Source organism: Parasalinivibrio latis (genome assembly GCF_036825535.1).
GTDB lineage: Bacteria > Pseudomonadota > Gammaproteobacteria > Enterobacterales > Vibrionaceae > Parasalinivibrio > Parasalinivibrio latis.
Map to the genome: position 1 here is coordinate 1,471,788 of NZ_CP098813.1, position 12,892 is coordinate 1,484,679.

General features: G+C 46.7%; 9 protein-coding genes. 2 read left to right on the plus strand and 7 right to left on the minus strand.

All coding sequences use genetic code 11. From position 1 onward, the window contains the following. Window positions 1-45: 45 nt before the first annotated feature. Window positions 46-1,056: a response regulator gene (locus tag NF212_RS23650; protein ID WP_434361384.1), complete on the minus strand. Its 1,011-nt coding sequence runs from the start codon at window positions 1,054-1,056 to the stop codon at window positions 46-48. Between the two features lie 226 nt (window positions 1,057-1,282). Further along, window positions 1,283-1,489: a transcription antiterminator/RNA stability regulator CspE gene (cspE, locus tag NF212_RS23655; protein ID WP_434361385.1), complete on the minus strand. Its 207-nt coding sequence runs from the start codon at window positions 1,487-1,489 to the stop codon at window positions 1,283-1,285. Window positions 1,490-2,088: 599 nt separating this feature from the next. On the opposite strand from cspE, the gene NF212_RS23660 reads away from it, so the two are divergent. Then, the gene (locus tag NF212_RS23660; protein WP_434361386.1) at window positions 2,089-3,837 is read left to right on the plus strand and encodes an LTA synthase family protein; all 1,749 of its coding nucleotides are present in this window, start codon (window positions 2,089-2,091) and stop codon (window positions 3,835-3,837) included. A 104-nt stretch (window positions 3,838-3,941) separates the two neighbouring features. Here the strand turns inward: NF212_RS23660 and arfB are convergent, their stop codons facing one another. The 4 genes from arfB to NF212_RS23680 form a co-directional block, all read right to left on the minus strand. Beyond that, the gene (gene arfB, locus NF212_RS23665; RefSeq protein ID WP_434361387.1) at window positions 3,942-4,355 is read right to left on the minus strand and encodes an alternative ribosome rescue aminoacyl-tRNA hydrolase ArfB; all 414 of its coding nucleotides are present in this window, start codon (window positions 4,353-4,355) and stop codon (window positions 3,942-3,944) included. 103 nt (window positions 4,356-4,458) lie between these two features. Next, window positions 4,459-6,453 (minus strand): transketolase, encoded by a 1,995-nt coding sequence (gene tkt, locus NF212_RS23670; protein WP_434361388.1) that lies wholly within the window; start codon window positions 6,451-6,453, stop codon window positions 4,459-4,461. A gap of 74 nt (window positions 6,454-6,527) precedes the next feature. Then, on the minus strand, window positions 6,528-7,478 hold the full coding sequence (gene tal, locus NF212_RS23675; protein ID WP_434361389.1) for a transaldolase: 951 nt from the start codon (window positions 7,476-7,478) through the stop codon (window positions 6,528-6,530). A 446-nt stretch (window positions 7,479-7,924) separates the two neighbouring features. After that, on the minus strand, window positions 7,925-8,920 hold the full coding sequence (locus tag NF212_RS23680; protein WP_434361390.1) for a sugar-binding transcriptional regulator: 996 nt from the start codon (window positions 8,918-8,920) through the stop codon (window positions 7,925-7,927). 230 nt (window positions 8,921-9,150) lie between these two features. Between NF212_RS23680 and NF212_RS23685 the strand changes: the two genes are divergently transcribed. Further along, on the plus strand, window positions 9,151-11,709 hold the full coding sequence (locus NF212_RS23685) for an EAL domain-containing protein (protein ID WP_434361391.1): 2,559 nt from the start codon (window positions 9,151-9,153) through the stop codon (window positions 11,707-11,709). Here the strand turns inward: NF212_RS23685 and NF212_RS23690 are convergent. Next, entirely contained in the window at window positions 11,706-12,827 is a 1,122-nt protein-coding gene (locus tag NF212_RS23690; protein ID WP_434361392.1) for an anhydro-N-acetylmuramic acid kinase, read from the minus strand. The two genes, NF212_RS23685 and NF212_RS23690, sit on opposite strands and share 4 nt — an antisense overlap. Between the last annotated feature and the right edge of the window lie 65 nt (window positions 12,828-12,892).

Here is a 12,892-nt window from a genome sequence, read left to right on the forward strand (position 1 = left end):
ATGAATGTGAAGGCGTGAAAAGTAACAGTTGAATAGATAGGGCGGTTATCCGCCCTCATTCATTTGTTCATACATCTCCAGATGATGCCGGTAAGCAGTGTCACTTTTGACAATGTGTTGTGACCACCAGTATCGCAACAACTTAAAAAAGTCGGTTTTATACCGGTTGGGCTCAGCCTGGCAACGAAGCAGTATGACGTTGGTTTGCTGCAGCAACTTTTTATGTTCGTTGGTATGTGCTGTTAGACCCTGATATTCACTGTCTACCAGCAACGCTTCCTCCAGGGGAATATGTCGGTTTATATATTCGTTGAATAAGGTTGCAAACCTTTCAAGATTTCTTGAATCTTCATGGTTCTGGATTGCGGTATAAGCCTGGTTGATGATATTCACAAATTGTCGATTGCTGTCATCAAGATCTACGTTGCCGACAGAATATTTATCTTGCCAGCGGATGAAGTAAGATTCAGGCTTCACTTCCAGAGTGTAATCTGCATCGCCGCCCACATCGACAACAAAGAAACCATCGTCTTCTGTATTCGAAAAATCATCATCCATAGCAAGGATTTCATTGTCATCCCCAATAAAGGCAACAGCACCGTCAGCCTGGAAGTGAGTGCTCTTGGCTGGATCCTTTTGATACAGTGAAAAGTAATAGTCTGGGCTTTTCTTAATTTTGGGGTGAACCTGAAGTTGCTTAATCCTCTCAATAAGGGCTTCCCTGCTTACGGGCTTAACAAGAAAAGCGTCTACATCAAAAGCGATACACTGCGCGATCACTTGCTCTGAAGCGTTAGCGGTCAATATTACAATGGGAAGATCATGCCGTAGTCCAAACCTTCCGCTCCGAAGAAGTCGGAGTAGTTCAAGCCCATCAATAGGCTCCATTTGAAGATCGGTAATGACAAAAGAGGGTTGCTGATGGAAAAGCAATGAAATTGCCTGAGCGCCGTCTTCCGCCTGGATCGATGCTTTAAAACCCACAGCTGCCGTCATCAGAGCGAGTGTTTCCCTAACTACCTCATGATCATCAACGATTAGGCATTTCTCGAGCATCTTGACTCCGGTTGCATACTAAACTACGAACTAATAATTGGTGAGAAAGCTGCTTAATTCAAGAAATTGAGACTGAAAATCAGATCTGATGCATATGGAAGGTCAAATAGGGGATGGCTGTAGAATTTTGAGAGTTTTGTGGAGACCTGTTTGGTATATGAAGAGCAAAAACAAAGCGGGATGCTAGAAAGCACCCCGCCAAAATTCAATCTGTGCTGGTGTCAGCTTAGAGTTTAACGACGTTTGCCGCTTGAGGGCCTTTTTGGCCTTGCTCAATATCAAACTCAACAGGCTGGCCTTCTTTCAGAGTACGGAAGCCGTCGCCAGTGATTGCACGGAAGTGTACAAACACATCAGGGCCGTTTTCCTGAGAGATAAAACCAAAACCTTTTTCTTCGTTAAACCACTTAACGGTACCAGTTGCCTTAGACATGATGTCTCCTGAATATATGTACTAACTTACTCTGCACAAAGCATTTTAAGCCAGGTTAATAACTCAATTATGACAGTCAGAACGCATCTATATCTTCAGGAGCCAGTCGTCTTCAGAAAGCGAGTGCCATCACGAAGTGTATAACAGCGTTATTGCATAACCAGTTCTATTACACCGGCAACGTACTTCATTCGATTTGGATTTTACCGATATTGATAGGTCTGAACCACACGCTACCAGTCTTTCCATAGATCAATGAAGCCACACGTCTGCCCTGCAATTCATACATTAGTTAGAAACAGTTTGAAATGAAAGTGATCTTAGTCTCAAATCCCGAATAGTTTGGAAATAAACTTGTTTTGTCTCAGTTGTATAAACACATTTTGGTTGAAATCCAGTGGATGTTCTTCCCCTGATCTTCTTTGCTTACTTTCGGGATAGTCAACTTCGTTCCTATGTCTTATATCCCTTTAAACAATCGCGTGTGGAAACCAGCCCTATTTGACAGATGTTTTGTGTGTATCAATACTGAGAATAGGTGTTATGGATGATGTAATAACTAGTTTTGTCAATAGGTTACAGATGTGCATGGGGGCTTTTTGACTTTATTTAAATGGCTGAAACAACTGCTCCTGGTAAGTTTTGTACCAGTAATGCTGGTTGCTTTGTTTAAGAAAGCGCTTTTCGTTAAGTATTTCACTGACTATTATGCAGATCGCGGCTTATGGGGAAGTTTTCAGGTTCTACTGCATGACAGTTTTTATATCTTCATTACTATTACGATATTTTACGTTTCCATATTAAGACAAACGCCATACGTTATTTCAGTACTGCTCCGTATTATGGCTCTACTATTGTTGATTTTGTACATGACTGATGTCTACGTAATGTATAACTTTAACTCACGGTTGGTTATAGATGATGTTATTAAGTACAGTGGTTATGCGATTGAATATTTGAGTCAGATTAACAAGGATGTGGGACTTGTGAATTTGACATTGCTCTTGTTAATTTCTTGCGCGGTCATTTGTATTGTTTTTAATCCTTGGAAAGTTCAAGGTAAATTCAACCATTTTATTTACCTGTCTGCAATATCTAGCTTTGTTTTTTGTACTATGGCAGGAATGGCATTAGATTCAAATAAAAATTACACTCATTCGTGGGTATTTAAAAACATCATAGATTATAACACTATGGTATTGGCTGAGCGAAAGCAATACAGTACCGATTTCGTTGCTGATTTTAAATATTTGGAAAATCAGGTTTGTTATAACAGGAAGAGTGAGAAGAAAAACATTATTATTTTGATGGTGGAATCATTGTCAGTTTATCAAAGTAAATTGTTTTCTGGAATAAAGGACTGGACTCCGAGGCTGGATAGCATTGCGAAAAAGCATATTGCACTAACGAATTTTCATGCAAACGGATTTACAACAGAGGATGGTGTTCGTTCTTTACTGACGGGTGAAGTGCCTGTTTATCCCCCTGCAACATTCCAAGAGGCTGGAGGGCAAAGTTTCAATGGTGTATTCGGGTTTGCCGCATCCTTGCCCAATGTGTTGAAAGAGTATGGGTATAGGTCTGAATTTCTTACCACAGCAGATTTGTCATTTTCTCGTACTGGAGAGTGGGCAGAGAGTGTTGGTTTTGATTACGTAGAGGGACATGAACACCCTTATTACGATGACTTTGAACGGTTCCACTTTCAAGCGGCCGCAGATGAAGCACTTTACAACAGAGTATTTTCAAGGATTGAACTGAATCAAACTCCGTACTTTATTTTTATTAAAACGGTTAGTACCCATCATCCCTTTTTTGACCCAGTAACGAAAGAAAAGTCAGAAGAAAAAGCTTTTCGCTACGCTGATGACCAGATCGGGAAATTCTATGATGAATTAAAGCAGACTGGTTTTTTTGAGAACGGGTTGATGATGATTGTTGGTGATCACCATGCTATGGTTCCGATTAAGAAAAAAGAGGTTGAAATATTTGGAGCAGAACGGGCTCCAGCAATGATCCCTTTTGTAATGGTATATGGTGACGAGAGATATATTAATGATGACCAATATCAACAGATAGATGTATATAACAGTCTCAATGGGTTGGTATCAGGTAAACAGTGTTATACCAAATGGATTGGCGATATATGGGGAGGGAATGAACCAATTAATATTGTCCATAGGCGAGGTGACAACCGACATTTGCTCAGTGTGTTTTCTGAAGACAGCGAATATCTTGTTTTACTCGATGGCAATGATACCCGTGTTATTGAAAAGGAAGAAGGTGTCGAAGGTACGGTTAAAGAAATCGTCGACAAAATCAATCACCATAGAATTCTTCGCGAGTGATGCTCATTGGCTTATCTATAATTGTGTCCTGACTTCCTGGTATCGATAGTATTCGAACAAACGGTTGTTAGGGCTAGAACAAATTGAGGCGCCGAGGATGTCTTTCAGTACCTGATTTTTTGCCTGAGTTGTTTGGTTTTTCCACGGTTCGTCTTAGTGTCAACACGCTTTTTTTGTGATGAACGGGTTGGTTTGGTGGCTCTTCGCGTTTTTTGGACAACAGCTACAGACTTTATCAGTGACTGCAAACGTTCCAGTGCATCGGCTTTGTTCATCTCCTGAGTTCGGAATTGCTGTGCTTTAATCACAATCACGCCGTCTTTAGTGATACGTTGGTCTTTCAGAGCATGCAGCCTTTCTTTATAAAACTCAGGTAAGGATGAAGACGAAATGTCGAACCTAAGATGAATAGCAGATGAGACTTTATTTACGTTCTGTCCGCCGGCTCCCTGAGCACGTATGGCAACAATTTGAATTTCTTCTTCAGGGATACTTACGTTTGTAGAAATGATGAGCATATCTTTTGCCGGGTAAATACAACCCGGAAACTATACACGTGAAAGTATAAAAAAAGAAACCCGCCGGCGAAGGCGGGTTTCTCTATAGTTGAAGCAGCGGTATTTACGCCAGCACTTCTTTGGCCTTGGCAACCACGTTTTCAACGGTGAAGCCAAACTCCTTGAACAGCAGGTCAGCCGGGGCAGACTCACCGAAGCTGGTCATGCCAACGATACGGCCGCCGAAACCAACATACTTGTACCAGTAGTCAGCAATGCCGGCTTCCACAGCCACGCGGGCAGTGACGTCAGATGGCAGTACCGCTTCACGGTAAGCCGCATCCTGGGCATCAAACACGTCAGTACATGGCAGGGATACAACACGTACCTTGCGGCCTTCTGCACTAAGTTGGTCTGCTGCCTGTACCGCCAGCTCCACTTCTGAGCCGGTGGCGATGAAAATCAGCTCTGGCTTGCCGTCGCTGTCTTTCAGGATGTAACCGCCCTTGGCTACATCCGCCAGTTGCGCGTCAGTACGTGGCTGCTGGGCCAGGTTCTGGCGGGAGAAAATCAGTGACGTTGGGCCGTCTTTACGCTCGATGGCGTGCTTCCAGGCAACTGCGGATTCCACCTGGTCACATGGGCGCCAGGTGCTCATGTTCGGGGTCAGGCGCAGGGAGGCAATCTGCTCAACCGGCTGGTGGGTCGGGCCGTCTTCACCCAGGCCGATAGAATCGTGGGTGTATACCTGGATGTTCTGCACCTTCATCAGGGCAGCCATACGCATGGCATTACGGGCATATTCCATAAACATCAGGAAGGTGGCACCGTAAGGGACGAAACCGCCGTGCAGGGCAATACCGTTGATGATGGCAGTCATACCAAATTCACGGACACCGTAGTGGATGTAGTTGCCAGACGCATCATCGTGGGTCAGGGACTTGGAGCCGGACCACATGGTGAGGTTGGACGGTGCCAAGTCAGCCGAGCCACCCATGAATTCAGGCAGCATCTTGCCGAACGCTTCCAGTGCGTTTTGGGACGCCTTGCGTGAGGCGATAGAAGCCGGGTTGGCTTGCAGCTCAGCAATGTACTTGTCCGCTTCTTCTGCGAAGTTGGCTGGCAGCTCGCCCGCCATACGGCGCTTGAACTCAGCAGCCAGCTCTGGGTGGGCGTTGGCGTAAGCGGCAAACTTCTCATCCCAGGCACTTTCTTTGGCAGCACCGGCTTCTTTGGCATCCCACTCTGCGTAGATATCCGCAGGGATGTCAAACGGGCCATGGTTCCAGCCGAGGAATTCACGGGCTGCGGCGATTTCTGCATCACCCAGTGGGGCACCGTGGCAGTCGTGGCTGCCGGACTTGTTTGGTGAGCCGAAACCGATGATGGTCTTGGTACAAATCAGGGTTGGCTTGCCGGTTTCTGCCTTGGCAGCCTGGACAGCCGCTTCAATGGCTTCTGCATCATGGCCGTCTACATCACGGATAACATGCCAGCCGTACGCTTCAAAACGGGCCGGAGTGTTGTCAGTGAACCAGCCTTCTACGTGGCCGTCGATAGAGATGCCGTTGTCGTCCCAGAACGCCACCAGCTTGCCAAGGCCCAGGGTACCGGCCAGGGAGCAAGCCTCATGGGAGATACCTTCCATCAGGCAGCCGTCACCCATAAACACATAAGTGTGGTGGTCAACGATGTCATGGCCATCACGGTTGAACTGGGCAGCCAGGGCTTTTTCAGCCAGTGCCATACCCACCGCATTGGTGATGCCCTGACCCAGTGGGCCAGTGGTGGTTTCAATGCCCGGTGCATAACCGTACTCCGGGTGGCCCGGGGTTTTGGAGTGCAGCTGGCGGAAGTTTTTCAGGTCATCAATAGACAGGTCATAGCCGGTCAGGTGGAGCAGAGAGTAAATCAGCATTGAGCCGTGGCCGTTTGACAGTACGAAACGGTCGCGGTTGGCCCATTGCGGGTTTTGTGGGTTGTGGTTCATGTGGCCGCGCCACACAACTTCGGCGATATCGGCCATGCCCATTGGGGCACCCGGGTGACCAGAGTTTGCTTTTTGTACGCCGTCCATGCTCAGGGCACGGATCGCATTGGCAAGGATTTTACGTTCCATCAGTAATACCTGAATAATGTCGTGAAAAAGTAAGAGCGGCTCGCTGCCGCCCTTTGATATTTTGCGTCACTCGCTTACAGGCGGGTGCGGATCATTTCTTCCAGTTTACCTTGGTCGACTGCGAAGTTGCGGATACCTTCGGCCAGTTTTTCAACGGCCATAGGATCCTGGTTATGCTCCCACAGGAATTCAGACTGAGACATTGGTGCAGGACGCTCTTTTACGGTTACTTCGGGGTTCAGTTTACGAACCACGTCGCCATCAGCATCGCTCAATTCCTGGAGCAGTTGTGGACTGATTGTGAGACGGTCGCATCCGGCCAGTTCGAGAATTTCGCCAATGTTACGGAAGCTGGCACCCATAACGACAGTGTTGTAACCGTGTTCTTTGTAGTAGTTGTAGATCTTGGTTACAGACAGTACGCCTGGATCTTCTGAAGGTTCAAAATCACGACCTTCTTTGGCTTTGTACCAGTCCATGATACGGCCAACGAATGGAGAAATGAGGAACGCACCGGCTTCGGCACAGGCTCGAGCCTGGGCAAATGAGAACAGAAGCGTCAGGTTACAGTTGATGCCTTCTTTTTCGAGGATTTCAGCTGCGCGGATACCTTCCCAAGTAGAAGCCAATTTAATCAGGATACGGTCATTTGAAATACCGGCTTCATTGTAGAGGCTGATCAAGCGGCGTGCTTTCTCAACACTGGCTTCGGTGTTGTAGGAAAGACGGGCATCTACTTCGGTAGAGATCCGGCCTGGTACGATATTTAGAATCTCTTTACCAATGTTGACCGCAAGACGATCACAAGCATCAGATACTTGCTGGTCTGCATCATTGCTTTGGGATTTTGCCCAAGAAATAGCTTCATCAATCAACGACGCATACTCAGGGATTTGCGCAGCTTTAAGAATCAGAGAAGGGTTAGTTGTAGCATCCTGTGGCTTGTATTTAGCCATTGCGTCGATATCACCTGTGTCTGCGACAACGGTGGTGAAGTTACGAAGTTGTTCCAGTTTGTTGCTCATCACACTCAACCTTCTGTTTTTCCTGGAAGTAAGCAGCTGAGGAGGCGGCTGTCAGCCAGCTGCGTAATCAAATTTTAACAAGTATCATTCTGCTCATCTTGTAGCACTTTTTTTAGTGCGTGAACAAATGTTATATGCGTGAGCAAATGATAGGGCGATCTTTGAGTTTTTTGCGTGAGTTGTCAATCTATTCATTTGATAGATGATATTAATCAACCAATAGAGAAATGATTAATGTGATCGTGATCACTAAGCTGCGTCAGGGCGGTGAATCTGAGGTTTCTTGCACAGATGTTTTGGGCGAAATCATGTGCTCAAGCTGTGAGGGATGCGCGGTGTGCCGTGAATGAATTTGCTGAAAATAATATGGGATGCGGAAGATGACAGGTTACAACAAGATAACAAAAAACCGGGTGACAGACCCGGTTTCATTGATGAGGGTCACCCTAATCGGCGTTGTCAGACATATTTAGTAAAGCCATCGCACAGCTTACACTGGTAGCCAGAACATCAATTGCACCGGTTCTCAACGCGCCAAGGATTGCCAACGCTTTCCGGCTCTCACTGGCCATCGCTATAACATTTGGGATTCTTTGCAGATCGGACATTTCAAGTCCAACGACACGTCCCCGCATCAGCGTGTCAGCGCGGCTACCATCCAATTTGAAAAAATCGAATCCACCTATATCGCCTACAATGCCGTCATTCAGCCTTGCTTCAACAAATTCGCGGGATGAAAACCACCCGAGTTTCACCATATGGCTGTTTTCGTCCATGTCACCGATACCAACCAAGGCAAACTCGGCTTTTCTTGCCTGGTTCAGGGTTTCAGCAATAGTTGCGTGTTCGAGGAAAAGGCGGCGGAAAGCTTCGCTCTCTACATAAGCTGGAGCATAGAGAGTCTCGCTGCTGCCTCCATATTTCTTGGCAAGTCGGCGACAGATATGGTCAGCGTTAATGGTATCGCCACTTCGGTGGGTTCCTCCTATCGCACACACAAAGCGGGCGTTACGGTGGGAGACAATTCCTTGGTGATCTGCAACCGCCGCGACGTTTTGTCCCTGGCCTACAGCAACGGTCATACCATCTTGTAAATTGCCATCAAGATAGGCAGAAACAAGCGTCGCGACCTGCATCCGTTGTTCCTTGACGTTGGGCTGGTCAAGGGCAATCAATGCGCGTTTCAGGTTAAACCGGTCCATCAAGCGGCGCTCAAGTTGGGCGCTGTGTACAGGATGGAATTTTACAGTGATTTCTACGATACCTTCTTCCCTTGCCCGTCGAAGCAACCGGCTGACTTTGGCTCGGGATACGCCAAACTTTTTGGAAATTTCCTCTTGGGTGGCGCTTTGCTGGTAATAAAGAATGGCAATTTCTGTCAGCAGATCAGTGTCATCCAGCTGGCTGTCGTACGGCTGATTTGAGGTCGGTACTTGCGTCATTTGTCTGATTTGGTTACCCGAATTAGCCCCATTCTAGGCTATTCTCCGGCGATGAACAAATATTCAATGCCGGAGCAAATGTTCGGCGGTAAGAGTTATGAGTGCAACGGTGTTTAATAAACTAAGCAAATGTAACTATTTTGTCTAAAATTGTTGGAAGAGAGAGTTTTCGTATAAAAAACATACACAATCTGTGTGGGATGGGCCGATAGGATTACTGGCGAAGGATTATGCAGGCACTGTTACAGTTTTACCGCAAAGGTTTGTCAAATGCACTGGTATTAATGCTGTCTATTGCTGCGCTGTTTTATATGGTGCGTTTCATTTCAGCCGTAGAAATCATAGGCCCTGATGATCCGGTTAAGGTTGAGTGGCGATACGCTATTGATTCGACCAGTGTACTCAGGATAGAAGATATAAAAGGCGGGCGTAACCTTGACCCTGTCGATTCGCCTTTTCATGTCCCCCTCACTTACCAGAATGCAACGTACTGGTTGGGTGCCACAATTACCAATGAGTCCCTGAGTTCCCGAACTGTATCTCTGTTTGTTGATAATCCCTTGCTGGAAGTTTTTGATGCCTACCTTGTTGATGATTCGGGGAATTTCACCAAAACCTGGTCACTTGGCTACGGTGACAGGGCACATTTGCATTCAGATCCAACAGAAAACTGTTTGTGTGTTGAGTTACCTGCGCGAACAAGTAAAACCCTTTATTTGAAGCTCTATTCGCCGCAATTGCCTGTTCTGCCCATTGTACTTATGACCGAGGGTAACAGTGAACTGCTCGCACTAAACAGCCACCTGATTTGGGGGGCGTTTGTCGGTGTGATGCTGATCATGATGATATATAACACGGCTATTTACTACAGTGTACGCAATCCAGTGTACCTGGTTTTTGTCGGATATCTGGCTTCCCTCTTGGTACTTATGGCGGTGGTCTACGGTTTTGGCGGGCATCTTTTTCCTGGAAATGTAAATGTTTACCTGAAGTCACATGTTTCGAGTGTAGTGTTTCTCTCCCTGTACTTTGCCCTTGATATTGCGCGGCGTTTTCTCAATTACGAAAAACAGGAAGGTGTTTTCCGGTATTTGGTTAATTGGACGCTTTATGTCATGTTCCTGATGACCATACTCTCCGCATTTACCGGTGAACTCTTCCCAATTGAAGTGAGCTTTTTCTTCCAGGGCCTGACATATCTGGTACTCGTCATCATTTCGATTGTGCAGATGCGTGCAACCGGGTATTGGAGTCTTTTCTATCTAACATCTTGGCTTCCCAAAATGATCGGGGGGGTATGGTTGACTCTGATGTGCCTGAATGTTTTGGAGTATTCCGTAATGGGGCGTTATGGCTTTATGGCTGGAATCGTCCTTGAAGTTGCTATTCTTGCCCTTGCATTAGGAGAAAGGGTACGTAAGCAGCAAGAGCGTTCATTGCACAAAATTACCCACGATCCCATTACTATGCTTCCCAATAACACGGTGGCCGAAGATTTCCTTTGGCAAATTATCAGTGAAGACAAACGTTTCTGTGTATGTCTGATCCGCCTGGAAGGCTACGATACACTCAGTCCTTATTTGGCGGATGGAGATAAATCTCTTTATATCTCAACGGTAGTAGAGAGGGCTGACCGTATATTGAGGGATAGTAGAGCATTTGAGTTTGAAAGCACAAACCGACATTCCAAATATCTGGCGTGTATCAGTGAAGGGATTCTTTGCTTCGTTATTGATGGAGGAAAAAATGCCAGTCCGGAGCCGGTTATTGATGACGTTCTGAATTCAGTCGACGGTGTGGTTCAACTGGATAACTTTGCCGCCAGGATTCGGGGCCAGGTCGGAGTAAGTCGCTACCCGGTAGATGCATCCAATCCGAAAATACTGATCCGTGAAGCGCTTCAGGCATTGGAGCAAAACCGCGTCCAAACGAACCGGATTAGCTACTTTAACTCTATCGCCAGCCATCATCACAAGGCGAATTTGACGCTAATGTCTGATTTGAAATCAGCCATTGAAAATAGTGAACTGGAGTTGTACCACCAACCTCAAATCAGTCTCAATACTGAAGCCATCCATGGTTCTGAAGTGCTGCTGCGCTGGCGTCACCCGAAATATGGCTACGTAGCGCCTGACGTGTTTGTTGATCTCGCGGAGCGGGTAGGGTTGATTAATGATTTAAGCCTCTGGGTTATCAGCCAGGCATTCAAACAACAAAGCACATTGATCAATCAAGGGTATTTCCGACGGCTTTCCATCAACATCAGCTGCCGAGACTTGGATATCCCAGAGTTGCCCAAACTGTTTGTATCGCTGTCCAAACAACACAAGGTTCCTCTCCACCTTGTTTCGTTGGAGCTTACCGAGTCAGTGATGGTTACAGACTACCCCAAGTTAAAGCAGTTGTTTGATGACTTGTCGAGCTGCGGTGTGGAAGTTTCAATCGATGATTATGGAACCGGTTATTCATCGTTAAACTATCTCTCAGAGCTTCCTTTTACGGAATTAAAAATTGATAAGACATTCGTACAAAACATTGTGCGCAGCCAGCGAAAGCAAAATATTGTAAGGGCTACGGTTGATATGGCTCATTCTCTGGGAGTGATGGTGGTTGCAGAAGGTGTCGAAGACAAAGAAACAGAAGCGATGTTAAAGTCTTATCACGTTGATGTAGGCCAGGGGTACTTTTATGCGAAACCGCTGCCTTTCGAACAGTACAGGGAAATGCTGCGAAGACTGGAACCGTCCCCGCAGCCGCAGTGGGATGTGGCGTCATCAGCGCGGGGCTAATCAGGGAAGTACATTGCCCCTAAAATCGTTTCCCTGATGGCACCGGTTACTGCCGGAAGATTGCCTGAAAGACCGTGTACGGTCCGGTATGCCAGCCATGCAAACGCCAATGCTTCCATCTCGTCACCTGGAACCCCTGCGTCATCCGTTGTCGTTACCTTCCATTCAGGCAATAAACGTTTTAAGCGCTCCATAAGAAGTGGATTTCTTGCTCCTCCTCCGCAGACCAGCAATTCGTCCGCAATATCCCCCTGCTCAGCAGTAGCAAACTGCTTAACCTCATTCGCAAGTGTCAATGCCGTGAGCTCTGCCAGTGTAGCCTGGACATCATGTGCAGGAATATCCTTATTTCTAAGGAATTCCTCAAGCCATGGCAGGTTAAATAATTCACGACCTGTACTCTTGGGGAAGCGCTGGCTGAAATAAGGCTCGGACATTAGCAAGTTAAGCAAGTTGTTGTTAACGGTGCCGGATTTAGCCCAGTGTGCCTCTTTATCAAATTGTTCGCCTTTATGCCGGTATATCCATGCGTCCATCAGCATATTGCCGGGGCCGGTATCATAGCCGACAGGTGTTTTACCGGGAATCAGAACCGATATGTTTGAGATTCCGCCAATATTCAAGACAACCCTTGTACGGTCAGGTTTCGCTAGAACGTGTTGATGGAATGCTGGCAAAAGAGGGGCCCCTTGCCCTCCGAGGGCCATATCTTTTCGACGAAAGTCCGCAATGGTTACAATCCCGGTTTTTGCAGCAATTAGATTGGCGTCACCAATTTGCATGGTAAAAGGGTACTCTCCCTCCGGATCATGGAAAACAGTTTGTCCGTGGCAGCCGGTAGCCCTGATGTGGGAGGGGGACAGGGACGCGATCTGGAGTTGAGCATTGATGGCATCAGCAAAAAGTTGCCCCAGACGATTATCGATTTGACCGAGCGTCTTGAGGGTTACAGGCGAACCGGTTCCAAGTTTGATGAGGTCATTTTTTAATTCTGACGGGAAGGGTTGTGAGTGTGATGAAACCAGCCGGACTTCATTTGCGTCAATTTGGGCAACGATGGTGTCAACGGCGTCCATACTGGTGCCGGACATCACGCCAATGTACAGTTCTTCTGCCATAATGCGCTCCCACACATAAGAAAACTTCGGGTATATTATACCCAAACACCTCAACGTGCTGATTT

What these genes read in the sequence shown, in the direction of transcription:
- NF212_RS23690 (WP_434361392.1), bottom strand. Translation starts at nt 12,827, where the DNA reads ATGGCAGAAGAACTGTACATTGGCGTGATGTCCGGCACCAGTATGGAC.
- tkt (WP_434361388.1), bottom strand. Translation starts at nt 6,453, where the DNA reads ATGGAACGTAAAATCCTTGCCAATGCGATCCGTGCCCTGAGCATGGAC.
- NF212_RS23680 (WP_434361390.1), bottom strand. Translation starts at nt 8,920, where the DNA reads ATGACGCAAGTACCGACCTCAAATCAGCCGTACGACAGCCAGCTGGAT.
- arfB (WP_434361387.1), bottom strand. Translation starts at nt 4,355, where the DNA reads ATGCTCATCATTTCTACAAACGTAAGTATCCCTGAAGAAGAAATTCAA.
- tal (WP_434361389.1), bottom strand. Translation starts at nt 7,478, where the DNA reads ATGAGCAACAAACTGGAACAACTTCGTAACTTCACCACCGTTGTCGCA.
- NF212_RS23650 (WP_434361384.1), bottom strand. Translation starts at nt 1,056, where the DNA reads ATGCTCGAGAAATGCCTAATCGTTGATGATCATGAGGTAGTTAGGGAA.
- cspE (WP_434361385.1), bottom strand. Translation starts at nt 1,489, where the DNA reads ATGTCTAAGGCAACTGGTACCGTTAAGTGGTTTAACGAAGAAAAAGGT.
- NF212_RS23685 (WP_434361391.1), top strand. Translation starts at nt 9,151, where the DNA reads ATGCAGGCACTGTTACAGTTTTACCGCAAAGGTTTGTCAAATGCACTG.